Source organism: Roseateles sp. NT4 (assembly GCF_051857475.1).
Lineage (GTDB): Bacteria > Pseudomonadota > Gammaproteobacteria > Burkholderiales > Burkholderiaceae_C > Pelomonas.
This window is the reverse complement of sequence record NZ_JBPZGZ010000002.1, coordinates 1,652,705-1,678,868: the sequence shown is the minus strand read 5'-3', so window position 1 is coordinate 1,678,868 and position 26,164 is coordinate 1,652,705. Positions and strand designations below refer to the sequence as shown.

Sequence of the window (26,164 nt, the reverse complement as noted above, 5' to 3'; positions counted from 1 at the left end):
TGGTGCCGCAGCTCTTCGGCAGGCACATGCCGCCCACTGGGCGCCATGTGTCCGGCCTCAGCCCCCGAGGGGACGGCGATGCTCGCGGCCTTGAGCCGCAAGCACATCGCCAGACGGGCCGGCTAGGGAGCAGCCCGGCGCTCGGCCCGAACAAGGCACGACGGCCGCACGCTCAGATCACCACTACCAGCAGCATCAACAGCGGATAAGGCAGCGCCACCGTCGGGCGCGCGGCGCTCTTCAGGTATTGCATGACCAGGCCAGCGCCACGCGGCCGGCTGGCAAGCCAGTCGCTGTGCAGCTGCATGGCCGTCGCGCCCTCGCCCGCCTTCAGCCCCGCTTCGACGACCAGCAGGCGATCACCCAGCCGACCCTGGAAGGTCTTGAGCACGGCCTCCTGCAGCCACAGCAAGGCCAGCAGCGCCACGGCCAGCGTGTTGTCCGGCACCAGCACGGTGGCTGCGAAGGCCACCAGTTTCACGCCCAGGGCCAGGGCCTCGTAGCGTTCGTGCTGGGACTGCAGGGCCAGCCATTCCTGATGCAAGGCGTTCATTTGGCTTCCAGCACTTCCCAGCGCTCCATGAGGGTGAACATCTCGGCATCGATGTCGGCGGCACGGTCCGTCACCTCGGCGATGCGCTTGGCCCCCTGGGTGTAGAGCTCGCTGCCGGCAATCAGCGCGTTCAGCTGCGTCTGCTCGGCTTCCAGCGCGGCGATCTGCTTGGGGATCTCGTCGAGCTCGCGCTGTTCCTTGTAGCTGAGCTTGCGCTTGGTGGCGACGACCGGGGCCGGCTCGGGGGCGGGCGTCGGCGTGGGCGCGGCGGCAGCCGGTGCGGCCTTGGCCTGCAGGGCCGCGGCGCGCTTGGACTGTGTCAGCCAGTCCTGCACGCTGCCCTCGTACTCGCGCCAGCGCGCATCACCCTCGTAGACGATGGTCGACGTGACGACGTTGTCCAGGAAGCGGCGGTCGTGGCTGACGAGGAAGACGGTGCCGTCGTAGTCGGCCAGCAGTTCCTCCAGCAGCTCCAGCGTCTCGATGTCGAGGTCGTTGGTGGGTTCGTCCAGCACCAGCACATTGGCCGGTCGGGCGAACAGGCGAGCCAGCAGCAGGCGGTTGCGCTCGCCGCCGCTCAGCGTGCGCACTGGCGAGTTGGCTCGTGCCGGCGAGAACAGGAAGTCGCCGAGATAGCTCTTCACGTGCTTCTTCTGCGAGCCGATCTCGATCCACTCCGAGCCCGGGCTGATGGTGTCGGCCAGCGTCGCGTCCAGGTTCAGCGTGTCGCGCATCTGGTCGAAATAGGCCACGCTCAGCCGCGAGCCCTGGCGCACCGTGCCGCTGTCGGGTGGCAACTCGCCAAGGATCATCTTCAACAGCGTCGTCTTGCCGGCGCCGTTGGGGCCGATGAGGCCGACCTTGTCGCCGCGCAGGATGGTGGACGAGAAGCCGCGCACGATGGGCCGCTCGCCAAAGCTCTTGGACACGTCCTCCAGCTCGGCGACGATCTTGCCGCTGGCGCCGCCGGTGTCGATGTCCAGCCTGACCTTGCCCTGCACATCGCGCCGCGCGGCGTGGGCCAGGCGCATGGCCTCCAGGCGCTGGATGCGCGCCACCGAGCGCGTGCGGCGGGCCTCGACGCCCTTGCGGATCCAGATTTCCTCCTGGGCCAGCAGCTTGTCGAAGCGGGCATTGAACAGCGCCTCGTTCTCCAGCTCATAGGCCTTGGCGGCCTGGAAGGCGGCGAAATTGCCGGGGTAGCCACGCAGCTGGCCGCGGTCCAGTTCGACGATGCGGTTGGCCACGTTGTCCAGGAAGGCGCGGTCGTGGGTGATCAAGAGCAGCGAGCCCTTGAAGTCGTTCAGCAGACCTTCCAGCCAGGTGATGGCGTCCAGGTCCAGGTGGTTGGTGGGCTCGTCCAGCAGCAGCACGTCGGGCTGGGCCACCAGGGCGCGGCCCAGGGCAACGCGCTTCTTCAGGCCGCCGGACAGGCTGCCCACCAGGCGCGAACCGTCCAGGCCCAGGCGGTGCAGGGTCTCGTCGACGCGCTGCTCCCAGTTCCAGGCGCCGATGTGCTCGATGCGCTCCTGCACCCAGGCCAGATCGTCGTTCTCGTCGTGGCGCTCGTAGCGCTCGCGCAGGGCCTTGGCCTCGGCCACGCCCTCGCTGACGACGTCGAAGATGGTCGCGTCACCGCGCAGCTCGGGCTCCTGCGGCACATAGACGTTGGTCAGGCCCTGTTGCTGCTGCAGCAGGCCGTCGTCGAGTTTTTCCAGGCCGGCGAGGATCTTCAGCAGCGAGGACTTGCCGGTGCCGTTGCGGCCGATGAGGCCGACGCGCTCGCCGATTTCGAGGGAAAAGCCGGCACCGTCGAGCAGGGCCACGTGGCCGAAAGCGAGATGGGCGTTTGTGAGGGAGAGGACTGCCATCCGCCGATTGTCCCCGACGGGTAGCATGAGCCGCATGTCGCGTGCACCGCTGCTCGCCCTGCTGCTGGCCGCCACGGCGGCCCAGGCCGACGAGGGCGTCATCGACTGGCATCTCTACAACCAGCCGCCGCTGTCCATGCTGGACGGCGCCAACCGCGGCCAGGGCGTGCTCAATCTTGGCCTCAACAAGCTGCTGCTACCCCGCCTGCCGCAGTACGGCCACCAGATGACCGAGGTGCCCATCAAGCGCCTGCTGCTGGCGCTGAAGACCCAACCCAATGCCTGCGCCTTCGGCCTGCTGAAGAACCCCGAGCGCGAGAGCTTCATGCTGCTCTCGTCGCCCATCCTGCCGCAGCTGCCGCCGGGCGTGGTGGTGCGCCGCAATGAGTTCGAAGCCCTGCAGCCCTATCTGAACCGCGATGGCGCGCTGCAGCTGAAAAGCTGGCTGGCCGGCGGCAGCGGTCGCCTGGGCGTGACCGATGGCCGCAGCTATGGCGCCGCCGTCGACGAGCTGCTGACGCCACTGCGCGGCTCGGCCCGCGTGCCCGTCGTCGCGGCGGACGCGCCGGTGCGCAATCTGCTGCAGATGGTCATGCTGGGCCGCATCGAGATGGCCGTCAGCCTGCCCTATGAAGCCCGCTATCTGCAGGAGGCCGAAGGCATGGACACGCGCAGCCTGCGCTTCGTGCCCCTGGCCGAGCAGCCGCGCCAGCTGCTGGGCTATGCGGCCTGCGCCAAGGGAGCGTTCGGTGCAGGCGTCATCCGCCGCATCAACGAAGTGCTGGCCCAGCCCGAGGTGCAGGCCACGCTGATCGGCTACTACGAGCGCTGGCTGGACGAGGACTCGCGCCAGCTCGCACGCGCGGCGAGGGCGGCGTCCGCGCCCTAGACCACCCGCAGCGCCGGCGCCGCCGATGTGGCTGCCAGGAAGTGGCCCAGCACCTGCTCCATGACGACAGGGTCGTTGAGCAGGCGGCGGTGGCCCAGGTTCACGGTGACATGCAGGCGACCGGCGCCCAGGCCGGCGAGCAGGGTCTCGCTGCCGCTCAAGGGCGCCGTCAGGTCGCCGCGGTCGTGCACCAGCAGCGTCGGTTGCACCATGCGCTCGCCCAGCCAGGCCGGCTCGAACAGGCCCAGCGACACGCCCTCGCGTTGCTCCACATGGCCACGCATGCGCTGGGCCAGGCCCTCGTCGGTGCCGATGGCCTGGGCGAACCAGCGCAGGAACTGGCCCGGCGGGGGCGCCAGCGCGATCAGGGCCGCACGCCGCGCCGGCAGGCCGCGGGCCAGCGCATGGGAGACCGCCAGCGCCCCCAGGGAATGGGCGACGACGCCGTCCCAGGGGCCGAAGCGGGCAGTGACGGCGAACAGCGCCCTCACCCACTGCAGCAGGTTGCTGCGCCAGCCGCTGCTGCGGCCATGGGCCGGCAGGTCCAGCAGCACGGGCTCCAGGCCCGCAGCCGCGAGCGTGTCGGCCAGGGGACGCAGCTGCTGGGCATCGCCGGCCCAGCCATGGGTCAGCAACACCTTGGGCCGGGCCGGCTCGCCAACTCCAATATCACTGCGCTGCCACACGCTGATATGGCCGCCCTCGAAGGGCAGCTGGCGCTGCACCCAGGGGCGCGGCACGTCTCGCGAACGCGCCAGAAACTTGGTGGGCACCGGCGTGAAGAAAAGGCTGAGGGCCGCGCGTGAACCGAGATCAGGCGAGAGGCGATGCAGGCCACGCAGCAGGGCAGCGACACCGCGGGCGGCGGGCGAGGCGTAGAAGGCGGCGGCGGGGTTGTGGGTGGTCACGGCACTCTCCAAATTTCGCACGACCGTGCGACATCACGACAAATGAAGGAAGGCGGGCAGTTCATCGCTCGGCCTCAGGCGGGTTGACAGTCTTTCAGCAGCCGCTGCCAGGCCCGCTCGGCGCGCTCGGGCGCGCGCGGGTCGCGCAGGAAGCGGGCGTCATGCAGCAGCAGGGTGAAGATGGCGTCCATCTCGAACACCATCTGCTCGGCATCGAGGTCGGCGCGCAGGTGGCCGGCCTCGACGGCCTGCAGCACGGTGCGGCGCAGCGTGGCGCGCCAGCGCAGCACGCCGTCCAGCAGATGCTCGCGCACCGGGCCTTCACGGTCGTCGTATTCGAAGGCACCGGCCGTGTAGAGGCAGGTCTTGTGGCGGTCGACATCGCTGGCCCAGTTCAGCCAGCGGCGCATGACGGCCTGCAGCCGCGGCAGGCCGCGTGCCTCGCCCATGGCCGGCAGGAAGACGGTCTGCACGAAGCGTTTGTCGAACTCCAGAAGCACGGCCACCTGCAGTTGCTCGCGCGAGCCGATGCGCGAGAACACGCCGCTCTTGGACAGGTCCAGGCGCTTGGCGACCTCACCGATGCTGATGCTCTCCAGCCCCTCGGTGACGGCTATGTCCAGGGCCGCGCCGACTATTGCCGTTAGCGTGGTCTCGGCGCGTTCGCTGCGGGTTTCCATGCCCGCAATTTAGCACGGTCGTGCGAGTTGTCTAGCGTGGGGTTGTTGCTCCGGCCATGTGCTGGTCCTTGGCATCCAGCACTTCCTCGGGCTCGTCAGACTCGGCCGGTGTCTCGTTGTTCAGCACGGCCTGCATCCGGGCCTGGTCGAGGTCGCCCGTCCACTTGCCGACGACGACCGTGGCGACGCCGTTGCCGATCAGGTTGGTCAGGGCCCGCGCCTCGGACATGAAGCGGTCGATGCCCAGGATCAGCGCCAGGCCCGCCACCGGCACGCCGCCCACGGCCGACAGCGTGGCCGCCAGCACGATGAAGCCGCTGCCCGTCACGCCGGCCGCACCCTTGCTGGTCAGCAGCAGCACGCCCAGCAGGGTCAGTTGCTGCATCAGCGTCATCGGCGTGTCGGTCGCCTGGGCAATGAAGACGGCGGCCATGGTCAGGTAGATGGAGGTGCCGTCGAGGTTGAAGGAATAGCCGGTGGGGATGACGAGGCCGACGGTGGACTTGCGCACGCCGAGGTTCTCGAGCTTGGCCATCATGCGCGGCAGCACCGACTCGCTGGACGAGGTGCCCAGCACAATGAAAAGCTCTTCCTTGATGTATTTGATGAACTTCCACACCGAGAAGCCATGCAGCTTGGCGATGGTGCCCAGCACCAGGAAGATGAAGATCAGGCAGGTGGCGTAGAAGGCGCCCATCAGCTTGGCCAGGGACAGCAGCGAGCCCACGCCGTATTTGCCGATGGTGAAGGCCATCGCGCCGAAGGCGCCGATGGGCGCGACCTTCATGATCATGCCGACGATGGCGAACAGCACGTGGGACGTCTTCTCGATGCCGTCGAAGACCAGCGTGCCGCGACCGCCGAAGCGGTGCAGCGCGAAGCCGAACAGCAGGGCGAACAGCAGCACCTGCAGCATCTCGCCCTTGGCGAAGGCGTCGACCACCGTGGTCGGGATGATGGCGAGGAGGAAGTCCACCGTGCCCTGCAGCTTGCCGGGGCCGGTGTAGGCAGCAATGCCCTTGGTGTCCAGGGTCTTGGGGTCGACATGCATGCCGTCGCCCGGCTGCAGCACATTGACGACGATGAGGCCGACGACGAGGGCGATGCTCGACACGATCTCGAAGTAGAGCAGTGCATAGCCGCCGGTCTTGCCGACGCGCTTCATGTCCTCCATGCCGGCGATGCCCACCACCACCGTGCAGAAGATGATGGGCGCGATGATCATCTTGATCAGCTTGATGAAGCCGTCGCCCAGCGGCTTCAGGGCCTCGCCCGTCTGCGGGAAGAAATGGCCCACCAGCACGCCGATGACGATGGCCGTGATGACCTGGGCGTAGAGGGAGCGGTAGATGGGCGGACGCCCGGTGGCAGCCTGCATGCGTGTCTCCATCAGTTCTTCGAACGGAACCGGATAGCGCGGCAGCTTAGGTGGGAAGCCTCCTGGCGGGGACTGTGGCTTCCCACATGAATTGCAAAGAAGTTAGGGGAGCAGCTGGCTGGCGTGGTGCTGCAGGTGGTCGTCGACGAAGCTGGCGATGAAGTAGTAGCCGTGGTCGTAGTCGGCCTGGCGACGCAGCGTCAGCGGCTGGCCCACGGCCGCGCAGGCGGCTTCGAAGGCCTCGGGATGCAGCTGCTCGGCCAGGAATTTGTCGTTCAGGCCCTGGTCGATGAGGATGCCGCCCGGAAAGGGCGCCGTCGCCTGCCGGCGCATCAGCTCGCTGGCGTCGTGGGCCGCCCAGGCGGCGCGGTCCTCGCCCAGATAGCCCGTGAAGGCCTTCTGCCCCCAGGGGCATTGCATGGGCGCGCAGATGGGTGCGAAGGCCGACAGCGAGCCGAAGCGGCCCGGGTGGCGCAGCGCCAGTGTCAGGGCGCCATGGCCCCCCATGGAGTGGCCGAAGATGCCGACGCGATCGAGACCCGTCTCGCGCTGCGCCAGCGGCAGCAGCTCCTTCATCAGCCAACTCTCCATGCGCCAGTGCTTCGCCCAGGGCTCGCGGGTCGCATCGAGATAGAAGCCCGCACCGACACCGAAGTCCCAGCTGTCGCTCTCGCCCGGCACACCCGCGCCGCGGGGGCTGGTGTCGGGCATCAGCAGGGCCAGGCCGAGCTGGGCCGCCACGGCCTGGGCGCCGGCCTTCATCGTGAAGGTCTCTTCCGTGCAGGTCAGGCCGGCCAGATAGACCAGCAAGGCCCTGGGCTCGGGCGGCGTGAAAAGGGCGAAGCGCATGGGCAGCCCGATCTCGGCCGAGTCATGCTGGTGGAAGCGCTGGGCGCCGCCGAAGGCGGCATGCTCGCTGAGGGTCTTCATCGGTGTCCGCCCGGCCGCCCGTAGGGCACTGACGCCCCCTCGGGGGGCAGGAAACGAAGTTGACGTGGGGGCTTCATGCCCCTGAGTGTGGCCGCAGAATGCGGTCGATGTCCAAGACCTTCCAGACCTATCTCGTCGGCGGCGCCGTGCGCGACCGCCTGCTGGGCCTGCCCGTGCAGGACCGCGACTGGGTGGTCGTCGGCGCATCCCCCCAGGACCTGCTCGCCGCCGGCTACCAGCCGGTGGGCAAGGATTTCCCCGTCTTCCTGCACCCCGAGACCCACGAGGAAGTGGCCCTGGCCCGCACCGAGCGCAAGACGGCCGCCGGCTATCACGGCTTCGCCTTTCACGCGGCGCCCGACGTCACGCTGGAGCAGGACCTGGCGCGCCGCGACCTGACCATCAATGCGATGGCCCAGGACGAGGCCGGCCAGGTCATCGACCCCTATGACGGCCAGCGCGACATCGCCGACAAGGTACTGCGCCACGTGTCGCCCGCCTTTGGGGAAGACCCGGTGCGCATCCTGCGCCTGGCCCGCTTCGCGGCGCGCTTTGCCGATTTCACGGTGGCGCCGGAGACCATCGAGCTGATGCGTGCCATGGTGGCCGCCGGCGAGGTGGACGCCCTGGTGGCCGAGCGCGTCTGGCAGGAACTGTCGCGCGGCCTGATGGAGAACAAGCCCTCGCGCATGTTCGAGGTGTTGCGCCAGGCCGGCGCCTTGGCCAAATTGCTGCCCGAGGTCGACGCCCTGTTCGGCGTGCCCCAGCCCGAGGCCCACCATCCCGAGATCGACACCGGCATCCACCTGCTGATGGTGCTGGACCAATGCGCCCTGCAAGGCGCGCCGCTGACGGTGCGCTACGCCTGCCTCTGCCACGACCTCGGCAAGGGTACGACGCGCCAGGAAGAGCTGCCGCGCCACATCGGCCACGAGAAGCGCAGCGAAGACCTGGCCGCGCAGGTGAGCGCCCGCTGGAAGGTGCCCAGCGACTGCCGCGAACTGGCCGAACTGGTCGCCCGCGAACACACCCATGTGCACCAGAGCCAGGGCTTCACCGCGGAGGCCCGGCTGCGCCTGATGGAGCGCTGCGACGCCTGGCGCCGGCCCGAGCGCTTCGCCGAACTGCTGTGGGCCTGCGAATGCGACGCCCGCGGCCGTCTCGGCCTGGAGGCGCGCGACTACCCACAGCGCAAGCGGCTCGCGGCCGACCTGGCGGCGACGCAGCGGGTCGACCTCGCCGCCGCCAGCGCCGAAGCCATCGCCCGCGGCGCCAAGGGGCCGGACATCGGCCGCGCCGTGCAGCGCGCCCGCCTGATGGCGCTGAAAACCGCCAACATCTGAGATCGCGGGGCTTTGCGTTGCTTCACCGGCGTGAAAGCGATTGCATGGATAAAGTCTAAGGTTTTGCCCGAAAGCGCCAACGTCGGCGCCGGGCAGGCCGTCGAGAAGCAATCGAACAGGACGCAAAGATGAAGTTGGCATGGGGTAACAGTGCGGGTCTGAGCATCTTGGCCGCGCTGGTCGCGGGTCTGGGGATGACGGCTTGCGGCGGGGGCGACAACAAGCCTGCGGCCGCCGCGCCGCCGCCGCCCGAAGTGGGCGTCGTCACCGTCACCCCGGGCCGCGCCGATCTGGCCACCGAACTCCCCGGTCGCCTGGAAGCCTTCCGCGTCGCCCAGGTGCGGGCCCGCGCCGCCGGCATCCTGCAAAAGCGCCTCTTCACCGAAGGCTCGGACGTCAAGGCCGGCCAGGCCCTGTTCGAGATCGACTCGGCCCCCTACCGCGCGACCCTCTCCAGTGCCCAGGCGACCCTGGCCCGCGCCGAAGCCAATCTGACCCAGGCCCAGGCCCTGGCCGACCGCTATGCGCCGCTGGCCAAGACCCAGGCCGTCAGCGCCCAGGAAGCCCTGAACGCGCAGGCCGCCGCCCAGCAGGCCAAGGCCGACGTCGCCGCCGGCAAGGCCGCCGTGCAGACGGCCCAGATCAACCTCGGCTATGCCGCCGTCACCTCGCCCATCTCTGGCCGCATCGGCCGCGCCCTCGTCACCGAAGGCGCCCTTGTGGGCCAGGGCGAGGCCACGCCGCTGGCCGTCGTGCAGCAGATCGACAAGCTGTATGTGAACTTCACGCAGTCGGCCGCCGAAGTCATGCGCCTGCGCCAGGCCCTGGCCGAAGGCAGGCTGCAGCGCGCCAGCGGCAAGGAAGCCGCCAGCGTGCAGGTGCTGCTGGAAGACGGCAGCGTCTACCCCGAGACCGGCAAGCTGCTGTTCTCCGACCTCAGCGTCGACGCCGCCACCGGCCAGATCACGCTGCGCGCCGAGCTGCCCAATGCCAAGGGCGTGCTGCTGCCGGGTCTGTATGTGCGTGTGCGCCTGGCCCAGGCCGAGGTCGCCGACGGCGTCTGGCTGCCGCAGCAGGCCGTGGCGCGCAGCGCCACCGGCGAGAGCGTGTTGGTCGTGGGCGAGGACGGCAGTGTCAGCGCCCGGCCGGTCAAGCTGGGCCCCGCCCAGGCCGGCAAGGCCCTGGTGCTGAGCGGCCTGAAGGCCGGCGAGAAGGTCATCGTCGACGGCCTGCAGAAGACCAAGGCCGGCGGCAAGGCGCGGCCGGTGCCGTGGTCGCCGGCAGGCTCGGCGCCGGCGGCCGCACCCGTTGCTCCTGCTTCGGCCGCCTCGAAGGGCTGATCCTCCATGGCGCAGTTCTTCATCAACCGGCCCATCTTCGCGTGGGTCATCGCCCTCTTCATCACGGTCATCGGCGCCGTCGCGGTCACGCAGCTGCCGATCGCGCAGTACCCGCCCGTGGCGCCGCCGTCCATCGTGCTGTCGGTGACCTATCCCGGCGCCTCGGCGCAGACGCTGGAGGACTCGGTCATCAGCGTCATCGAACGCGAGATGAACGGTTCGCCCGGCCTCATCTACATGGAGGCCGTCGCGCAAGCCGACGGCACCGGCTCCATCACGATGAGCTTCGACCCGGCCACCAACCCCGACCTGGCCCAGGTGGACGTGCAGAACCGCTACGCACGCGCCCAGCCGCGCCTGCCGCAGGCCGTCATCCAGCAGGGCGTGCGGGTCGACAAGGCCAACCCCAACTTCCTGCTCTTCATCATCCTGTCGAGCGACAACCCGGCCTTCGATCCCATCGCCCTGGGTGACTACGCCTCGCGCACCGTGCTGCCCGAAATTCAGCGCGTGCCCGGCGTTGGCCAGGGCCTGCTGTTCGGCACCGAGCGCGCGATGCGCATCTGGCTGGACCCGGCCAAGCTGGTGGGCTACCGCCTGCAGCCGTCGGACGTCAACGCGGCCATCCAGGCCCAGAACGCCCAGGTCAGCTCCGGCTCCATCGGTGACCTGCCCAACCTGCCCAGCCAGCCCATCGCGGCCACCGTCGTCGTGCGCGGACAGCTGACCAGCGTCGAGCAGTTCGGCAACATCATCCTGCGCGCCAATTCCGATGGCTCCACCGTGCGCCTCAAGGACGTGGCCCGCATCGAGCTGGGCGCCGACAGCTACACCGGCCGCTCCACGCGCCTGAACGGCAACCCGTCGGTCGGCGTGGGCGTGCAGCTGGCCCCGTCGGCCAATGCGCTGCAGACGGCCAAGCTGATCAAGCAGCGCCTGAAGCAGCTCGAGCCCTACTTCCCGTCGGGCGTGAAGGCCAGCATCCCCTACGACAGCTCGCTGTTCATCGACATCTCCATCTCCCAGGTCGTCGAGACCCTGATCGAGGCCGTGGCCCTGGTGTTCCTGGTGATGCTGCTGTTCCTGCAGAACATCCGCTACACCGTCATCCCGACCCTGGTCGTGCCCATCGCACTGCTGGGCAGCTTCGCCACGCTGCTGGCCCTGGGCTTCTCCATCAACGTGCTGACCATGTTCGGCATGGTCCTGGTCATCGGCATCGTCGTGGACGATGCCATCGTCGTGGTGGAGAACGTCGAGCGCATCATGAGCGAGGAGGGGCTCTCGCCCCTCAAGGCCACGCGCAAGGCCATGGGCCAGATCTCCGGCGCCATCGTCGGCGTGACCGTGGTGCTGATCTCGGTGTTCGTGCCGCTGGCCTTCTTCAGCGGCTCCATCGGCAACATCTACCGCCAGTTCGCGGCCGTCATGGTCAGCGCCATCGCGTTCTCGGCCTTCCTGGCCCTGTCGCTGACGCCGGCCCTGTGCGCCACCCTGCTCAAGCCCGTCGAGGCCGGCCACCACCTGGAGAAGCGCGGCTTCTTCGGCTGGTTCAACCGCGGCTTCTCGCGCACGGCCAAGGGCTACGAAGGCTGGGTCTCGAAGTTCATCTACCGCGGCGCGCGCATGGCCATCGTCTACGCAGCCGTCATCGCCGCGGCGGTGCTGGTGTTCCAGAAGCTGCCGACGTCCTTCGTGCCCAATGAAGACCAGGGCAACATCCTCGTCAACATCCAGCTGCCGCCCGGTGCCACGCAGTCCCGCACCCTGGACGTCGTCAAGCAGGTCGAGAGCTACATGCTCAAGCAGCCCGAGGTGGAGAGCATGGTCGGCGTCGTCGGCTTCAGCTTCTCGGGCTCGGGCCAGAACGCGGGCCTGGCCTTCGTCACGCTCAAGCCCTGGGATGAGCGCCATGGCAGCGAGCACTCGGCGCAAGCCCTGGCAACACGCGCCTTCCCGGCCCTGGCCAAGGTGCGCGACGCCATCATCTTCCCGACCAGCCCGCCGCCCATCCGCGACCTGGGCCGCGCCAACGGCTTCGCCTTCCGCCTGCAGGACCGCAGCGGCCACACGCGGGCCGAACTGCTGGCCGCGCGCAACCAGCTGCTGGCCGCGGCGGCCAAGAACCCGCTGCTGACGGCCGTGCGCCCCGACGGCCTGGAAGACGCCGCCCAGCTGGAGCTGGCCATCGACCGCGAGCGCGCGCAGGCCCTGGGCGTCAACATCGGTGCCGTCACCGCGGTGCTGGGCACCTCGCTGGGCTCCAGCTATGTGAACGACTTCCCCAACGCCGGCCGCCTGCAGCGCGTCATCGTGCAGGCCGACGCGCCGGCACGCATGCAGCCCGAAGACCTGCTGCGCCTGAACGTGCTGAACAGTGCCGGCCAGTCGGTGCCGCTGAGCGCCTTCGCCACCAGCAAATGGGTCACCGGCGCCATGCAGACGGTGCGCTACAACGGCTACTCGGCCATGCGCATCCTGGGTGAGCCGGCCAAGGGCGTGTCCACCGGCGTGGCCATCGCCGAGATGGAGAAGATCGCGGCCACCCTGCCCGACGGCTTCGGCTACGAATGGACCGGCCAGTCGCGCGAGGAAAAGCTCTCGGGCTCCACCGCCTTCATCCTGTTCGGCTTCTCGCTGCTGGCCGTCTTCCTGTGCCTGGCCGCGCTGTACGAGAGCTGGAGCATCCCGCTCGCCGTCGTCCTCGTCGTGCCGCTGGGCGTGCTGGGCGTCGTGCTCGGTGCCACCTTCCGCGGCCTGGAGAACGATGTCTACTTCAAGGTCGGCATGATCACCATCATCGGCCTGTCGGCCAAGAACGCCGTGCTCATCATCGAGTTCGCCAAGGACCTGCAGGCCCATGGCAAGAGCATCTACGACGCCGTGCGCGAAGCCGCCCACCTGCGCTTCCGCCCCATCGTCATGACCTCCCTGGCCTTCATCCTCGGCGTGCTGCCGCTGGTGCTCGCCAGCGGCGCCGGCTCGGCCAGCCAGCGTGCCATCGGCACCGGCGTCATGGGCGGCATGATCTCCGCGACCATGCTGGCCGTGTTCTTCGTGCCGGTCTTCTTCGTCGTCGTGCGCAAGTTCTTCCCCGGCAGCGAGCGGCAGCGCAAGCGCGATGCCCACGAGGTGGAAGAGGAATCGGGGAGCCAGAAATGAAGAACTCCCTGTCGCTGATCGCGCTGGCCGCCCTGCTGGCCGCCTGTGCCGGACCCGAGGCCAAGCGTCCCGTCGCTTCCGAAGCCGCCGCGGCGGCCGTGCCGCAGGCCTTCCCGCAGGCCGGCGGCCCCGGCAACACCACCGCCGTCGACCTGCCCTGGGCCCAGGCCTTCAAGGGCGAGCGGCTGCAGAAGCTGATCCCGCTGGCCCTGGCCAACAACCGCGACCTGCGCATCGCGGCCCTCAACATCGAGACGGCCCGCGCCAGCGCCGCGGCCCGCGACGCCGACCTCTGGCCCACGGTCAATGCCGGCATCAGCGGCTCGCGCACGCCGACGGCAGCCGGCGGCATCAACAGCCTCTACCAGGCCGGCCTGCAGGTCTCAGCCTATGAGCTGGACCTGTTCGGCCGCCTGCGCGGCCTGAGCGCGGCCGCCGCAGCGCAAGTGCTGGCCGCCCAGTCCAACCAGCAGGCCGTTCGCACCGCCCTGGTGGCCAGCGTGGCCAATGCCGAGATCGCCCTGCAGGCCGACGAGGCCCTGCTGAAGATCACGCGCGACACCCTGGGCACGCGCGAGCAGTCGCTGTCGCTGACCCGCCAGCGCTTCGAAGGCGGCGTATCGGCCGAGATCGATCTGCGCACCGCCGAGTCCTCCTGGCAGGCCGCGCGCGCCGTCTATGCCCAGGCCCAGCGCCAGCGCCAGCTCGACGAGAACGCCCTGGCCCTGCTGATCGGTGGCCCGCTGCCGGCCGACCTGCCCGCGCCCACCGGCGACCTGGCCGACTTCGAACCCCTGGCCGAACTGCCCGCCGGCCTGCCCAGCGAGGTGCTGACGCGCCGGCCGGACATCCGCCAGGCCGAGTTCCAGCTCGGCGCGACCGACGCCAACATCGACGCCGCCCGTGCCGCCTTCTGGCCGCGCATCACGCTGACCGGCAGCGTCGGCACGGCCAGCGGCCATCTGTCGGACCTGTTCAAGAACTCGGCCTGGAGCTTCGCGCCTTCGCTGGTGCAGCCCCTCTTCGACGCTGGCCGCAACCGCGCCAACCTCGCGGGCGCGCGAGCCAACCGCGACATTGCCCTGGCCCAGTACGAGAAGGCCATCCAGACCGCCTTCCGCGAGGTCGCCGACGGCCTGGCCGGTCGCGCCACGCTGGCCGAGCAGCGCGCGGCCCTGGCTGCGCAGGTCGATGCCGAGACGCGCCGCCTGAACGCGGCCGAGCAGCGCTACACAGCGGGCGTCTCCAACGCCCTGGACAAGCTGGACGCGCAGCGCTCGCTGTTCGCGGCCCAGCAGACCCTGGTGCAGGTGCAGAGCCAGCGCGCGCAGAACCTGGTGGCGCTCTACCGGGCGCTCGGCGGCGGAGGCTGAGCCCATGCGTGCCCTCGCGCTCGCTCTCCTGGTGCTGCTGCCCGCAGCGCAAGCCCAGGAGACGCTGCGCGATCGCATCAAGGCACGCATGGAACAGCGCCGCGCCGGCAAAGGCGATCTGCAGGAACTGCAGGTGCAAGGGCGCAAGGTGCTGGTCCACCTGCCGACGGGCTATGACGCCGGCCGGCCCGCGCCGCTGGTGCTGGCCTTCCATGGAGGTGGGGGTCACGCCGAGTACATGGCCGATGACTCGAAATACGGCCTGCAGAAGAAGGCCGACGAGGCCGGTTTCGTGGTCGCCTTCCCCAACGGCTACAGCAAGCTGCCGGGTCCGATGTCAGGCAAGTTCGCCACCTGGAATGCCGGCGGCTGCTGCGGAGATGCACGGGACAAGAACGTGGACGACGTGGCCTTTGCCCGCGCCGTCGTTACGGCCATCCAGGCCAAGTACAGCATCGACGCCGCGCGCGTCTTCGCCACCGGCATGTCCAACGGCGGCATGCTGAGCCACCGCCTGGCCTGCGAGGCCGCCGACGTCTTCCGCGCCGTCGCCTCGGTGGCCGGCACCGATGCCACGGCCAGCTGCACGCCCAGCCGCCCCATCTCCGTCCTGCACATCCACGCCAAGGACGATGACCATGTGCTCTTCAATGGCGGTGCGGGCGCAGGCGCCTTCCGCGACGAGAGCAAGGTGATGAATTTCATCTCCGTGCCCGAGACGATCTCGCGCTGGGTGCAGCGCGACCACTGCGCCGCGCCGCCGCGGCGCACGCTGGAGGTCGCAGGCGCCAAAGATGGAGCGTACTGCGAAGCCCACAGTGGCTGCTCGGGCGGCGTGACCGTGCAGCTCTGCGCGACCGATACCGGCGGCCATTCCTGGCCGGGCGCGTCCAACGTGCGGCGCGGCAAGGAGGCCGCCTCGCAGGCCCTGGACGCCAACGACGTGATCTGGCGCTTCTTCGAGCAGGCCTCTCGATAGCCCCATTGGAATCGCTTCCAAAATCCTGCCCCATACTGCCTCGCCATGCGTTTCCTGACCGCCTCCCTCCTCCTCGCCACCAGCGTCGCCGCCAGCGCCGGCGGCCCGCCGCCCATCTATGACGAAGGGGTGGGCGCCAAAGCCGCCATCAAGGCCACGCTGGCCGAGGCTGAGAAGGCCAAGGTGCCGGTGCTGGTCGTCTTCGGCGCCAACTGGTGCGGCGACTGCCGCATGCTGGACAACAGCTTCAAGCATGGCGCGAGCGCGCCGCTGATCGCCAAGAGCTTCAAGGTCGTCAAGGTCGATGTCGGCCGCTTCGAGCGCAATGTCGACATCGCCGAGGCCTACCGCGTGCCGCTGAAGAAGGGCATCCCGGCCGTCGCCGTGCTGTCGCCCCAGGGCAAGCTGCTCTACGCCACCGAGGGTGGCGAGCTGGCCGACGCCCGCAAGATGGGCGACCAGGGCGTCTACGACTTCTTCGCCCGCATCAGCAGCACGAGCGCCGCCAAGTGAGCTCCGTCGTCGGTGCGTCGCGCGCCCTGCGCGCGCAGTTCTTCGTGCTGGGCGTCATGTTCGCGACCTGGGGCGTGCACGTGCCCACGGTCAAGGGCCACTACGGCCTCGGTGAACAGGCCCTGGCGATCGCCATGCTGGCCGGCGGTGTCGGCGCGCTGATGGCCCTGGCCCAGGCCGGCCGCGTCGTCGGACGCTGGGGTCCGCGCGCCGTGTCCGCCGTCATGGGCGTGGCCTGCTGCGCCTCCATCGCCTGCCTGCTGGCCGGGTCGGCCTATGCCGCCCTGCTGGCCGTCATGCTGCTGTTCGGCATCACCGGCAGCCTGGTCGACGTGGCCATCAACACCGAGGCCACCGAGATCGAGCGCCTGGCCGCCAAGCCGCTGATGAGTGGCTTCCACGGCATGTTCAGCCTGGGCGGCATGGCCGGCGCCGGCCTGGGCAGCGTCGCACCGGCGCTGGGCCTCTCGCCCCAGGCCCATCTGCTGGTGGCCACCGGCCTCGGTGCCGTCGTCGTGCTGGTGGGCAGCCGCGCCATGCTGCCGGTGCCCGAGAAGGCCGCCGAGGAAAAGCATCCGCTCAGCTTGCCGCGCGGGCCGCTGCTGCTGCTGGGCGTGCTTGCCTCCATGGGCTTGATCGCCGAGGGTGCCATGTACGACTGGAGCGTGCTCTTCATGAAGCAGGAACGCGCCAGTGAGGCCAGCACGGCGGCCCTGGCCTATGCCAGCTTCAGTGGTGCGATGGCGACGGGCCGCTTCGGTGGCGACTGGGTGCGCGCCCGCCTGTCGGGCACGCAGCTGATGCGCGCGAGCGGCGTGCTCGGCGCCGCCGGCATGGCCCTGGCGCTGGCAGTGCCCTCCCCTGTCGTCGCCTTGGTCGGTTTCGCCCTCGTCGGCCTGGGCCTGTCCAACGTCGTGCCGGTGCTGTTCAGCGCGGCCTCGCAGGTGCCGGGCGTGTCGTCGGCCCACGGCATTGCGGCCGTGTCGGGCGTGGGCTATCTCGGCATGATGGCCGGCCCCCCGCTGATCGGCCTCATCGCCGAGCACTCGTCGCTGACGAGCGGCCTGGTCGTCGTCGTCGTGTTCGCCGTCTTCATGGCCTTGTCGGCACGGCGGGCGCTGCAAGGCCGGTAGGCGCGCTGCGCTTCAGTTCTTGCTGCAACTGGGCGCACGGCCCTCGTTCTTGAGCCCGCCGAAGTGCTGGCCCAGCCACTTGCCGTAGATGCGCCGGGCGGTGCCGTCGTCCACCATGGACTTGAACACCGCGTTCACCTCGGCCTCCAGGCCGGCCTGGGGCGAGCGCTTGGAATAGGCCACCGCCAGGTGCGTGGTGTTGAGCACCAGGGTGTCGCCGAAGCTGTCCTCCAGACCCAGCGTCGCAATCAGGTAGTTGATGGTGGACAGCGAGCCGCCCACGGCATCTGAATCCCGTCCGGAGGCGGTCTTCCTCACACCGGTGGTGTAGTCCAGCACCATGTCCTTGCGGGCCTTGGTGTCCTCGTCAAAGTGCGGGTCGATCTTGAGGCCGCGCGATGCGCTGGTGGTGATCTTGTAGAGGTCGGCGTAGGCCTGGACCACGACGCCCTTGCGGGCCCGCACGCCAAAGTCCATGGGCACGAGGCAGGTGCCCTTGTTGGCATAGCGCGCGCGGGCATCGCCCCAGGCCATGACCGAGAAATCCGTGGCACCGGACTCCAGGTCCAGCTCCACGCGGCCATAGGGCGTCAGCACGCGCTGCGTCGTGTGGCCGCTGCGGCGCTCGAACTCGTCCAGGAAGTCCACCACGATGCCGACATAGGGCGCGGCCGCCGCCTTGTCGGGGTTGGGCATGGCCCAGGGCGTGAACTGGATCATGTCGACCCGGAACTGCGCCGCGCCCACCAGCGGCGACAGCAGCAAGCCGCCCAGGCAGGCCCAGAGCTGACGGGCGAGGCTTGAGGTCCGGAACGTTCTCGAAGGCATGCTCGGGGAGTGGGGCACGTCGGCGATCCGACGCCGTTGTCGGCCCTGGCATGGTAGGCGCGCCGCGCCCATCTGTGGCGCCGTCCACGCCCCGGGCAAGCCCTAGCCGATCCCTCTCTAACGTGAGCGCAGCTGGCGCGAAGCGATGGTCTGCGCGGCCTCGATCTGCGCCGCACTGAGCCCCAGCTCGCGGCCGGCGCGGCTCGCCGGGCCCAGGCTGGCGGGGTCCAGCCCGCTGAGGTGGCCGAAGAGCACCAGGGCCTCGAGGTAGCTGCCCCAGGCACCGAGGTGGTAGCCGTCCTCGCCCCACAGATTGAACTTGCCGGCGTCGATGCCGTCGTAAGGGTTGCGGTCGGCCACGCCTTCCTGCACCGCGCGCAGTGCGGCGTCACCGACGGGCACGACGGCTGCGATGCAGGCGGCGCGCGCCATCGCCTGCACGTAGGCGGCGCGCAGGTCGGCCTGCATGGCTTCCAGCGACTTGCCATGCCAGCGGCCACCGGGCGTGCGATAGACCTGGTCGGCCCGCGCCCAGGTCTCCAGCAGATAGACCCGCGCGGCCGGATTCACGCCATGCACCGCGGCTTCCAGCTGCGCAGCTGCGGCGATGAAGGCCGTCGCATCGCCCGGCCGCTGCGGGTTCAGCGTGCTGTATTCCTGCAGCACGACGACGTCCCAGGGACGGCTGGTGATCAGGGCGCGCTTGCTGCTGAAGTGGAACTGCAGCGTCTGGCCGCCGACCAGTTCGCTGCTCACCTCGACCGAAAGGCCGGCGTCGTCGGCAAGCTGCTTGAACAGCGCCGGCACGCCGCCATAGCCCATGCCGTTCAGATCGGTCACGCGGGCCGCGTTGTAGCGCAGCACCGGCGGTATATGGCCGTACAGGAAGCTGTTGCCGACGAAGAGGATGCGGTGCGGCGCCTGCGGCGTCGCACGAGGCAGCGGCGAGCGGTCGCAGGCGGCCTGGGCCGTGGCAGCGACCAGCAGTGCCAGCAGCGGGAAGACAGCGCGCGCAGGAAGCATCGACCCAAGTATGGCCGGTCGCCTCAATCGAGCGTCAACACCGCCGGCAAGCCCGGTTCGGCCAGGCGCAGCAGCGCATAGCTGGCGCCCGCCAGGCCAGTGAACAGGCCCAGGCCCTGCTGCCTCGCGGGTGCCCCCAGCAACAGGGCGTAGCCACCGCGCGCCTGCGCACGCGCCATCACGCGGCCAGCGCGCTGGCGGGCGCTTTCCATCAGCGCTGGGTCATCCAGGGCTTCCGCCAGCTGCTGTGTGCAGGCCACCAGACCCAGGTTGCCGCAGCAGAGGTGATCCAGCACCGCGTCGGGCTCGGCGGCGGTGCTGCGCGCCGCCATCCTCAGGTCCTCGGCCAGGGCCGCATCGGCACGACCCTGGGCGCGCAGCACGGCCCGCACCAGACCGATACCTGGGGCACCGTGGCACCAGGCGCAGCTGCAGGGATCGGGCACGCCGGGACGCAGGTCGAACCAGTTGCCGGCGGCGAGATCGCGCTGCCCGCGCTCGAAGGCCAGCGCGGCCCGCGCCAGCGGCTGCAGGGCGGCGGCGCCGTCGTCCTCGCGCAGGCGGGCAATGGCCAGCGCGAAACCCGACTGGCCGTGGGAAAGGCCGGTCAGCACCCGCCCGGCCACGGTGGGCAGCAGGCTGCCAGGTGACGCGGCGCCCGCCTCGGCCAGGCGTGCAGCGCAGGCGCGGATGCGCAGCGTCGCGGCCTGGACCAGCGCGGTTTCGCCTGCCTCCTCCGCGAGGCGGCGTGCGGCGGCCAGGCAAAGCAGGGTGCCCGCCACGCCGCCGACAACGTCGAGCACCTCGTCCGCCGCGATGGCCTGCAGCGGGATGCCGGCCACCACGCGGCCGGCAAGCTCCAGGGCCGAGCGGTCGCCCGTCAGCGCGGCGACATGAGCCAGGGCATAGGCGACGGAGGGGGCACCCGTGACGCCACCCAAGGGCTGCGAGGCGATCTGGGCCAGCCCCAGCGCCAGATGCCGTTGCGCGCCCTGGCGCAGGCGGCGGACGCGCACCCGCTCGGCGACTGCCGCGCTGCGCTCCAGCGCGGCCAGCACACAGGCCAGGCCGGCCACGCCATCGCCCAGCCAGGGCGGCAGCGTGCGCCAGCTCAGGCAGTCGTGGCGGGCATCCAGGGACGCGTCCAGCCACGTTGCGGAGCCGTCATCACCCCAGACCGCCGTGGCCTCCAGTCGCTCGACCAGCTCCATGGCCGCGGCGCGCAGCGCGGCGGCATCGACAGGCGGCGCGGCCTGCACCGGCGGCGCAACGGCAGCGCCTGCCAAGGGGCGCACCAGCGCGCTGTCGATGAAGCCGAGCTCGCGTGCCAGGTCGGCTTCGCCGAAGCCCATCAGCCTGCCGCGCAGGCGGTCGATGCCGGCGTCCTGCAGATAACCCGCGATGGCGCCACCGCCCTCGACATGCAGCACCGCCTCCGCCACCGGCGCGTGGAAATGCGGCACGTCCAGCCGCGCCATCGCGGCCCGCTCGGCCGCCAGCAGCGGCCAGATCGACGGCGCCATGTCGGCGTCCAGCAGCGGACGGCACAGGGCCTCCAGCAGCAGGCTGCGGTCCACGCCCTGCTGGGCAAAGTCCGGCGCGGTGAAGCGGTTCAGCAAGGCGCCGTAGACCAGGGTGCCGCGGAACACGAAGCGCGCCTCGCAGGCCGCCAAGGCGTCGAGCGGCCCGCCGGGGGTGCACCAGGCCTCGCGCTTCGCCATCGCCTGGCAGGCCATGCGCGTGAAGCCGCGACGCAGCGCGGCGCCATGGTCGCGCACGGACACCACCGAGCCGTCCAGCATGAGCTGGTGAGCCCCCTCGCCAACGGCCTGCGGCGACGCCTCCAGCCGCATGCTGTCCTGTCCCAGGTCCACCCAATGCGTCACCTCGGTGTGCAGCACGGCATCCGGCCCCGGCGACAGGCCGCCGAGCTCGACGCGCAGCTCACCCTCGATGCGCGCTTCGGGCAACAGACCGCAGCCCAGCACCGAGGCCGCCAGCGTCTGGCGCGCACGGCGCTCAGCGTCGGAATAGCGCTCGTCCAGGTCGCGGGCACGCTGGTGGCAGACGGTCTCCAGGTCGATCAGGACCGGGTGCTCGCCCACCGCGATGACATTGCCCGAATGGCAGTCGGTGATGTCCAGCAGATGGGCCAGGCAGAGCAGCGCACCGCCACGCTCGAAATGGCGCTCGACCGCATCAGCGTCTCGCGCCGGCAGCGGCGCCACGCCTTCCACCCAGCCATAGCCAGGGCGGGCCAGCAAGGCCGGCACCTGCAGGTCGACCTGCAGACCTTCAGGCACGTCGCTGGCGCGCAGCCGCTCCAACAGGTCGGCATAGGCCTGGTCCAGGGCCAGGCTGCGCGGCTTGTAGTACAGCTCCAGGCCACTCTCGAAGCGCAGGCGCGCCACGGTGCGACCACCGCGATGCGGGTCGCCCAGGCCGGTCTTGAGCCCCACGGGCAACCCTTGAGCGCGCGGCCCGAAGGCCTGCACGAGGGCGTCGGCGTCGGCTTGCCAGCGCTGCAACATCTCGGCACTGGCGGCCACCCAGTGGTGGGCGGCCAGTGCCAGAGCGCGGGCCAGCGCGGCATGCATGTGCCAGAAGGCGGCGGCCGCTGCGCCGGTGGTGTGCTGCATCAGGCGCTGGTAGCAGCCTTCGAGCTGCCGCTCACGCTCGGCCTCGAACAGCGCGGCCAGCGTCGGCCCGGCCTGCTCGCACAGGCGCTCGGCCAGGCCACGCGCGCAGCCCAGGCGCAGGGCCGCCGCGGCCTGGCCGCCGAGCAGCCCATCGAGACGGCGCTGCGCAGCACGCAGGAAAGGCTCCAGCACTTCGCCAAAGGGCATGCGCGACAGGACCTCGTCGAGCAGCGGATCTGCCGTCGCCCCGACGCCGGCCAGGGCCTCGGCCAGCAGCTCGAACTCCGGCGGCAGCGCCGCATCGGACCGCGCGACCACGGCGCCCAGCAGGGATCGCACATGCGCCTCGTCCAGGCCGTCGAAAGCCAGACGCCGGGCCATGCGGCACGCATCGCCTTCGGCCGCCAGGGATTGCCAGGCCGCCCAGCGCTGTTCGGCCTCGGCCTCGCCACCGGGGGCAGGCAGGAAATCGCCCGACAGGCGTTCGTCCAGCGTGCTGGCCCGCGCCCACAGGGCGCGCAGGGTCTCGTCAGTGGCAGGCATCTTGCAGTTCACGGCGTTCGACATGGGGAAGGGGCGAGGCCATCTGGGCCGTCATCAGGTCGGCGTAATAGCGCTGGCGCTGCATGAGCTCTTCGTGGCGGCCGACCTCGACGACCTGCCCGGCATCCAGCACGATGATCTGGTCGGCATGGCGGATGGTGCTGAGCCGATGGGCCAGCACGATGCGCGTGCAGCGCAGCGCCGACAGCGCCTGCTGGATGTGGCGCTCGGACAGGCTGTCCAGCGCGCTGGTGGCCTCGTCCAGCACGACGATGCGCGGCTTGGCCAGCAGGGCACGGGCCAGCGCCAGGCGTTGGATCTGCCCACCCGAGAAGGTGGCGCCACCGCTGTGGAGGACGGTCTGGTAGCCCATGGGCAGGGCGGCAATCTCGTCGTGGATGGCGGCCTGGCGGCAGGCCTGCTCGACGTCGGCCAGCGGGGCTTCGGGTGCGCTCAGGCGCAGCGCGTCCAGCAGGCTGGCGCCCAGCAGTTCGGGCCGCTGCGGCACGACACCGATCTGGCGGCGTACGGCCCCCAGGTCCAGGCCGCGCAGGTCCTGGCCGTCGAAGCACAGCTCACCGGCCGTCGGCAGGTACAGACCCGACATCAGGCGCGCCAGCGTCGACTTGCCGGCGCCGGATGCGCCGACGATGGCGACGAAGCTGCCGGCCGGAATCTGCAGGTCGATGTTGTGCAGCACGTCGTCGCGCAGCGGCGTGAAGCGGAAGCTCACGTTGCGCAGGCTGAGGGCACCGCTCAGCACCGGTGCGGGGCGCTGGTGATCCAGTGGCTGCTCGGGCACGGCCTGCAGCACATCGTCGATGCGCTCGACATAGGCGCCCAGCAGGCCCAGTTGCGCCGCGCTGGCGGCGAGGTTGGCTATGGGTGCCAGCGCCCCCACGGCCAGCGCGTTCAGGCTCAGCATCTCGCCCAGCGACAGCTCACCCTGCAGCACCTGGTCGACACCGTAGAACAGCAGGGCCAGCGGCGCGGCGGTGCGCAGGGCGGCGCTGGCGGCATCGGTGACGGCGTCGAGCCAGCCGCGCCGGCGCTCGATCGCCAGCGTGGTGTCGAACAGGCCGTGCCAGTGCGCCTGCACACGGCTCTCGGCACCCGAGGCCTTGACCGTCTCCATATTGGCCAGCAGCAGGGACTCGTATTCGGCACGGGCCGACTGCGCGGCCTGTGCGCGGCTCAGCAGCTCCAGACGCTGTCGCCGCGTCAGCAGGAAGACGGCGAGCTGCATCGCGCCCATCGCAGCCACGGCCATCGCCATGCCAGGTGAGCGCCAGGCCAGCAAGGCGGCATAGCTGAGCAGCAGGGCGGTGTCCATGAGACCGGACAGCACCGCGGCGCTGAGGATCTGGCGGATCACCGTGTTGCCCTGCAGCCGCGTCATCATGTCGCCCGCCGTGCGGCGCACGAAATAGCCATAGGGCAGCCGCATCAGATGCTGCATGAGGCGACGGCCGAGGTCGGCGTCCAGGCGCTCGCGCAGGTCCAGCAACAGGCGGCCACGCAGCAGGCCCACCAGCGGATGCGCGATCACCAGGGCCAGGGCGGACAGGGCCAGCAGCATGGCCAGGCCACGGTCGGCGGCCGGCACCACGCGGTCAACCAGTGCGCCGGTCAGCAGCGGCAGGCCCAGGCCCAGGGCCTGCAGCGCCAGGCAGGCGGCGCCGATGCGGCCCCACTGGCCGGATTGCCAGGCCAGTTGCACCAGGCCGGACAGGCCGCTGCGGCCCGGGCGGCCATCGGCGACAAAGGCAGGCCCGGGCTCGAACACCAGGGCCATGCCGGAATAGGAATGGGCGAGCGCCTGCGCGCCCACCCGACAACGGCCACGGGCCGGGTCGAGCAGCAGCGCGCCTTGCGCGTCGGCTTGCAGCAGGACGACGAAATGGCCGCCCTCCCAGTGCAGGATGCTGCCGCGGGGCAGCTCGCTCAGGTGCTTTGTGGGGACGGCATAACCGCCGCCCTCCAGCCCCTGGGCGCGCGCCGCACGCACGATGTCCAGCGCGGTCACGCCGTCGCGGCCACCGTCCAGCACGCTGCGCATCTGGGCCAGCGGCACATGCTTGCCATGCGCCGCCAGCACCATGCTCAGACAGGCCGCGCCGCAGTCGGCGCGTTCCATCTGCAGGACCGGGCGGATGCGAAGGGGCCAGCGGCGCCGGGCACTGGCGACGAAGGCGCAAGCCGCGTTCGTCAGCGAGGCCATGGTGGAGGCTGTCCCTGTCGTCATCACGCCCGCCTCCTCAAGCCCAGCAGCAGGGGGTCAGCGCACGCGTCGTGGCGGTCATCGTCTTCTCGGACGGGCGCGCGCCAGCGACGGCCTTCAATTGCGCGTCGGTCAGGCCGAGGCTGCGCAGGTCAAAGCGCGGGGTGAGGATCTTTTGCATGCGGATCTCGAGGTGAGAGCGTGAGAGGGGCCTGAGCGTCAGCTCAGAAACCCCAGCAGCACTTCGTGACGCCGGACGACGTGACCATGTTGGTCTTGTCGGCCGGGCGGGCGCCGGCGATGGCCTTCAGCTGAGCCTCGGACAGGCCGGTGCTGCGCAGGTCGAAACGGGGGGCGATGGTCTTTTGCATGTTGATCTCCAGGTTGTGAAAAGAGGAAGGCCTGAGCGCAGGGCTCAGAAACCCCAGCAGCACTTCGTGACGCCGGACGACGTGACCATGTTGGTCTTGTCGGCAGGGCGGGCACCGGCGATGGCCTTCAGTTGAGCCTCGGACAGGCCGGTGCTGCGCAGGTCGAAACGGGGGGCGATGGTCTTTTGCATGGTGATCTCTCGGTTGTGAAAAGGGAGGGGCCTGAGCACAGGGCTCAGAAGCCCCAGCAGCACTTGGTGACGCCGGAGGACGTGACCATGTTGGTCTTGTCGGCGGGACGTGCGCCGGCGATGGCCTTCAGCTGGGCTTCGGTCAGGCCCGTGCTGTTCAGGTCGAAACGGGCGGCGTTGGACAGGGTCAGTTGCTTGTTCATGGTTCAGTTCCTTGATGAGGATGGATAAGAAGGTGTTGTGCCCGCCGGACTCGCTGCGTCTCGTTGCTGTCGCTTGACGCGTTGAAGTTCAGAAGGAACGGGATGAATCTTCAAAGCCGGCCGTTTCACTCACGTTCCACGCGATGGCGGCGTTGGTTTCAAATGTTCGGCAAACGCCCAAGCGGCGCATCCGTTGAAACAAGAGGCCAGGTTTCAGAGACAACTGATTGCATTCACAAGCAGCGTTAGCACCATGGCACCGCCGCGCGCAAGCCCCGGTCTAGGATGACCGGCCATGCAAATTGATGATCACTGGATCTCACACCCGCGCGGCCGGCTGTTCGCTCGGTCCTGGTCACCTGCGGGCAACGCGACCGGCGCGCCCCTCGTGCTGCTGCACGACTCGCTGGGTTGCGTGGCGTTGTGGCGGGACTTTCCTGCCCGGCTTTGCGAGGCCGCTGGCCGCCGCGTCGTCGCCTATGACCGTCTGGGCTTCGGACGATCCGATGCGCGTGACGGCGCCATGCCGCTCGACTTCATCGCCGACGAGGCGCGCAGCTTCTTCCCTGTCGTGCTCGAGCAGTTGGGCATCACGCGCTTCGTCGTCTTCGGCCACAGCGTGGGCGGCGGCATGGCGGTGAACTGCGCGGCCGATCCGGGTGGCCGCTGCGAGGCGCTGATCACCGAATCAGCCCAGGCCTTTGTCGAGGACCGCACGCTGCAGGTTTGCTGGCAGCGCGGGAGCAGTTCAAGGAGGCGGGACAGATGCAAAGGCTGGCCCGCTATCACGGCGACAAGGCGGCCTGGGTGCTGGAGGCCTGGCTGGGGACGTGGCTAAGCCCGGCGTTCGCGGGGTGGTCGCTGGCGAGCGTGCTGCCGAAGGTGGCGTGCCCGGTGCTGGCCATTCACGGGGCGCAGGACGAATACGGGTCGGCACAGCATCCGCAGCTGATCGGCAGCCTGGTCCAGGGGCCGGCCCGGGTCGAGCTGCTGGCGGACGCTGGCCACCTGCCGCATCGCGAGCGGCCCGAACAGGTTCTCGCGCCCATGCTGGAACTGCTTCGAGGTCTCTGAGGGGAATTACACGGGGTAG

22 protein-coding genes and 1 pseudogene are annotated in these 26,164 nt (G+C 70.0%); 9 read left to right on the top strand and 14 right to left on the bottom strand.

From position 1 onward, the window contains the following. Positions 1-172: 172 nt before the first annotated feature. Both ACS5PN_RS17470 and abc-f read right to left on the bottom strand, forming a co-directional pair. Entirely contained in the window at positions 173-553 is a 381-nt protein-coding gene (locus tag ACS5PN_RS17470; protein ID WP_439465249.1) for a hypothetical protein, read from the bottom strand. Further along, positions 550-2,424 (bottom strand): ribosomal protection-like ABC-F family protein, encoded by a 1,875-nt coding sequence (gene abc-f / locus ACS5PN_RS17465; protein ID WP_439465248.1) that lies wholly within the window; start codon positions 2,422-2,424, stop codon positions 550-552. The genes ACS5PN_RS17470 and abc-f overlap by 4 nt, the downstream gene beginning before the upstream one ends. A gap of 25 nt (positions 2,425-2,449) precedes the next feature. Here abc-f and ACS5PN_RS17460 point away from each other — a divergent pair, with 25 nt between their 5' ends. Further along, positions 2,450-3,313, top strand: coding sequence for a TIGR02285 family protein (locus ACS5PN_RS17460; RefSeq protein ID WP_439465247.1), 864 nt, complete (start codon positions 2,450-2,452; stop codon positions 3,311-3,313). Here ACS5PN_RS17460 and ACS5PN_RS17455 read toward each other — a convergent pair. The 4 genes from ACS5PN_RS17455 to fghA form a co-directional block, all read right to left on the bottom strand. After that, complete coding sequence (locus tag ACS5PN_RS17455; protein WP_439465246.1) at positions 3,310-4,221, bottom strand: alpha/beta hydrolase; 912 nt, start codon at positions 4,219-4,221, stop codon at positions 3,310-3,312. The genes ACS5PN_RS17460 and ACS5PN_RS17455 overlap by 4 nt on opposite strands. Before the next feature lie 74 nt (positions 4,222-4,295). Beyond that, entirely contained in the window at positions 4,296-4,901 is a 606-nt protein-coding gene (locus tag ACS5PN_RS17450; RefSeq protein ID WP_439465245.1) for a TetR/AcrR family transcriptional regulator, read from the bottom strand. Between the two features lie 31 nt (positions 4,902-4,932). Beyond that, positions 4,933-6,279, bottom strand: a complete 1,347-nt coding sequence (locus tag ACS5PN_RS17445) for a dicarboxylate/amino acid:cation symporter (protein ID WP_439465244.1) — start codon at positions 6,277-6,279, stop codon at positions 4,933-4,935. Between the two features lie 102 nt (positions 6,280-6,381). Then, complete coding sequence (gene fghA, locus ACS5PN_RS17440; RefSeq protein ID WP_439465243.1) at positions 6,382-7,209, bottom strand: S-formylglutathione hydrolase; 828 nt, start codon at positions 7,207-7,209, stop codon at positions 6,382-6,384. 107 nt (positions 7,210-7,316) lie between these two features. On the opposite strand from fghA, the gene ACS5PN_RS17435 reads away from it, so the two are divergent. The 7 genes from ACS5PN_RS17435 to ACS5PN_RS17405 all read left to right on the top strand — a co-directional run bounded on the left by ACS5PN_RS17435 (position 7,317) and on the right by ACS5PN_RS17405 (position 17,052). Beyond that, positions 7,317-8,552: a multifunctional CCA addition/repair protein gene (locus ACS5PN_RS17435; RefSeq protein WP_439465242.1), complete on the top strand. Its 1,236-nt coding sequence runs from the start codon at positions 7,317-7,319 to the stop codon at positions 8,550-8,552. A gap of 128 nt (positions 8,553-8,680) precedes the next feature. Continuing rightward, positions 8,681-9,892: an efflux RND transporter periplasmic adaptor subunit gene (locus tag ACS5PN_RS17430; protein WP_439465241.1), complete on the top strand. Its 1,212-nt coding sequence runs from the start codon at positions 8,681-8,683 to the stop codon at positions 9,890-9,892. Between the two features lie 6 nt (positions 9,893-9,898). Then, positions 9,899-13,054 (top strand): efflux RND transporter permease subunit, encoded by a 3,156-nt coding sequence (locus ACS5PN_RS17425; protein WP_439465240.1) that lies wholly within the window; start codon positions 9,899-9,901, stop codon positions 13,052-13,054. Further along, positions 13,051-14,427, top strand: coding sequence for an efflux transporter outer membrane subunit (locus ACS5PN_RS17420; RefSeq protein WP_439465239.1), 1,377 nt, complete (start codon positions 13,051-13,053; stop codon positions 14,425-14,427). Before ACS5PN_RS17425 ends, ACS5PN_RS17420 begins: the two co-directional genes overlap by 4 nt. Positions 14,428-14,431: 4 nt before the next feature. After that, complete coding sequence (locus ACS5PN_RS17415; protein ID WP_439465238.1) at positions 14,432-15,406, top strand: extracellular catalytic domain type 1 short-chain-length polyhydroxyalkanoate depolymerase; 975 nt, start codon at positions 14,432-14,434, stop codon at positions 15,404-15,406. Positions 15,407-15,451: 45 nt separating this feature from the next. Beyond that, complete coding sequence (locus ACS5PN_RS17410; protein ID WP_439465237.1) at positions 15,452-15,919, top strand: thioredoxin family protein; 468 nt, start codon at positions 15,452-15,454, stop codon at positions 15,917-15,919. Continuing rightward, the gene (locus ACS5PN_RS17405; protein WP_439465236.1) at positions 15,916-17,052 is read left to right on the top strand and encodes an MFS transporter; all 1,137 of its coding nucleotides are present in this window, start codon (positions 15,916-15,918) and stop codon (positions 17,050-17,052) included. Before ACS5PN_RS17410 ends, ACS5PN_RS17405 begins: the two co-directional genes overlap by 4 nt. Positions 17,053-17,064: 12 nt before the next feature. Here ACS5PN_RS17405 and ACS5PN_RS17400 read toward each other — a convergent pair whose 3' ends face one another. The 8 genes from ACS5PN_RS17400 to ACS5PN_RS17365 all read right to left on the bottom strand — a co-directional run bounded on the left by ACS5PN_RS17400 (position 17,065) and on the right by ACS5PN_RS17365 (position 25,071). Further along, positions 17,065-17,880, bottom strand: a complete 816-nt coding sequence (locus ACS5PN_RS17400; protein WP_439465235.1) for a substrate-binding periplasmic protein — start codon at positions 17,878-17,880, stop codon at positions 17,065-17,067. Between the two features lie 117 nt (positions 17,881-17,997). Continuing rightward, positions 17,998-18,903 (bottom strand): DUF4886 domain-containing protein, encoded by a 906-nt coding sequence (locus ACS5PN_RS17395; protein WP_439465234.1) that lies wholly within the window; start codon positions 18,901-18,903, stop codon positions 17,998-18,000. A 23-nt stretch (positions 18,904-18,926) separates the two neighbouring features. Then, positions 18,927-22,085, bottom strand: a complete 3,159-nt coding sequence (lanM, locus tag ACS5PN_RS17390; RefSeq protein WP_439465233.1) for a type 2 lanthipeptide synthetase LanM — start codon at positions 22,083-22,085, stop codon at positions 18,927-18,929. Then, positions 22,072-24,330, bottom strand: coding sequence for a peptidase domain-containing ABC transporter (locus ACS5PN_RS17385; RefSeq protein WP_439465232.1), 2,259 nt, complete (start codon positions 24,328-24,330; stop codon positions 22,072-22,074). The genes lanM and ACS5PN_RS17385 overlap by 14 nt, the downstream gene beginning before the upstream one ends. Positions 24,331-24,343: 13 nt before the next feature. After that, complete coding sequence (locus tag ACS5PN_RS17380; RefSeq protein WP_439465231.1) at positions 24,344-24,487, bottom strand: hypothetical protein; 144 nt, start codon at positions 24,485-24,487, stop codon at positions 24,344-24,346. A 43-nt stretch (positions 24,488-24,530) separates the two neighbouring features. Continuing rightward, complete coding sequence (locus ACS5PN_RS17375; protein WP_439465230.1) at positions 24,531-24,677, bottom strand: hypothetical protein; 147 nt, start codon at positions 24,675-24,677, stop codon at positions 24,531-24,533. 44 nt (positions 24,678-24,721) lie between these two features. Further along, positions 24,722-24,868 (bottom strand): hypothetical protein, encoded by a 147-nt coding sequence (locus ACS5PN_RS17370; protein WP_439465230.1) that lies wholly within the window; start codon positions 24,866-24,868, stop codon positions 24,722-24,724. Between the two features lie 44 nt (positions 24,869-24,912). Beyond that, on the bottom strand, positions 24,913-25,071 hold the full coding sequence (locus tag ACS5PN_RS17365) for a hypothetical protein (RefSeq protein WP_439465229.1): 159 nt from the start codon (positions 25,069-25,071) through the stop codon (positions 24,913-24,915). A 295-nt stretch (positions 25,072-25,366) separates the two neighbouring features. Between ACS5PN_RS17365 and ACS5PN_RS17360 the strand changes: the two are divergent. Next, positions 25,367-26,145, top strand: a pseudogene (locus ACS5PN_RS17360) (alpha/beta fold hydrolase). The last annotated feature ends 19 nt before the right edge of the window (positions 26,146-26,164 follow it).

Excerpts from the sequence above, each read along its gene's own strand:
- ACS5PN_RS17470 (WP_439465249.1), bottom strand. The coding sequence starts at position 553 with ATGAACGCCTTGCATCAGGAATGGCTGGCCCTGCAGTCCCAGCACGAA.
- abc-f (WP_439465248.1), bottom strand. The coding sequence starts at position 2,424 with ATGGCAGTCCTCTCCCTCACAAACGCCCATCTCGCTTTCGGCCACGTG.
- ACS5PN_RS17460 (WP_439465247.1), top strand. The coding sequence starts at position 2,450 with ATGAGCCGCATGTCGCGTGCACCGCTGCTCGCCCTGCTGCTGGCCGCC.
- ACS5PN_RS17450 (WP_439465245.1), bottom strand. The coding sequence starts at position 4,901 with ATGGAAACCCGCAGCGAACGCGCCGAGACCACGCTAACGGCAATAGTC.
- ACS5PN_RS17445 (WP_439465244.1), bottom strand. The coding sequence starts at position 6,279 with ATGCAGGCTGCCACCGGGCGTCCGCCCATCTACCGCTCCCTCTACGCC.
- fghA (WP_439465243.1), bottom strand. The coding sequence starts at position 7,209 with ATGAAGACCCTCAGCGAGCATGCCGCCTTCGGCGGCGCCCAGCGCTTC.
- ACS5PN_RS17435 (WP_439465242.1), top strand. The coding sequence starts at position 7,317 with ATGTCCAAGACCTTCCAGACCTATCTCGTCGGCGGCGCCGTGCGCGAC.
- ACS5PN_RS17430 (WP_439465241.1), top strand. The coding sequence starts at position 8,681 with ATGAAGTTGGCATGGGGTAACAGTGCGGGTCTGAGCATCTTGGCCGCG.
- ACS5PN_RS17425 (WP_439465240.1), top strand. The coding sequence starts at position 9,899 with ATGGCGCAGTTCTTCATCAACCGGCCCATCTTCGCGTGGGTCATCGCC.
- ACS5PN_RS17420 (WP_439465239.1), top strand. The coding sequence starts at position 13,051 with ATGAAGAACTCCCTGTCGCTGATCGCGCTGGCCGCCCTGCTGGCCGCC.
- ACS5PN_RS17415 (WP_439465238.1), top strand. The coding sequence starts at position 14,432 with ATGCGTGCCCTCGCGCTCGCTCTCCTGGTGCTGCTGCCCGCAGCGCAA.
- ACS5PN_RS17410 (WP_439465237.1), top strand. The coding sequence starts at position 15,452 with ATGCGTTTCCTGACCGCCTCCCTCCTCCTCGCCACCAGCGTCGCCGCC.
- ACS5PN_RS17400 (WP_439465235.1), bottom strand. The coding sequence starts at position 17,880 with ATGCCTTCGAGAACGTTCCGGACCTCAAGCCTCGCCCGTCAGCTCTGG.
- ACS5PN_RS17395 (WP_439465234.1), bottom strand. The coding sequence starts at position 18,903 with ATGCTTCCTGCGCGCGCTGTCTTCCCGCTGCTGGCACTGCTGGTCGCT.
- lanM (WP_439465233.1), bottom strand. The coding sequence starts at position 22,085 with ATGCCTGCCACTGACGAGACCCTGCGCGCCCTGTGGGCGCGGGCCAGC.
- ACS5PN_RS17385 (WP_439465232.1), bottom strand. The coding sequence starts at position 24,330 with ATGACGACAGGGACAGCCTCCACCATGGCCTCGCTGACGAACGCGGCT.
- ACS5PN_RS17380 (WP_439465231.1), bottom strand. The coding sequence starts at position 24,487 with ATGCAAAAGATCCTCACCCCGCGCTTTGACCTGCGCAGCCTCGGCCTG.
- ACS5PN_RS17375 (WP_439465230.1), bottom strand. The coding sequence starts at position 24,677 with ATGCAAAAGACCATCGCCCCCCGTTTCGACCTGCGCAGCACCGGCCTG.
- ACS5PN_RS17370 (WP_439465230.1), bottom strand. The coding sequence starts at position 24,868 with ATGCAAAAGACCATCGCCCCCCGTTTCGACCTGCGCAGCACCGGCCTG.
- ACS5PN_RS17365 (WP_439465229.1), bottom strand. The coding sequence starts at position 25,071 with ATGAACAAGCAACTGACCCTGTCCAACGCCGCCCGTTTCGACCTGAAC.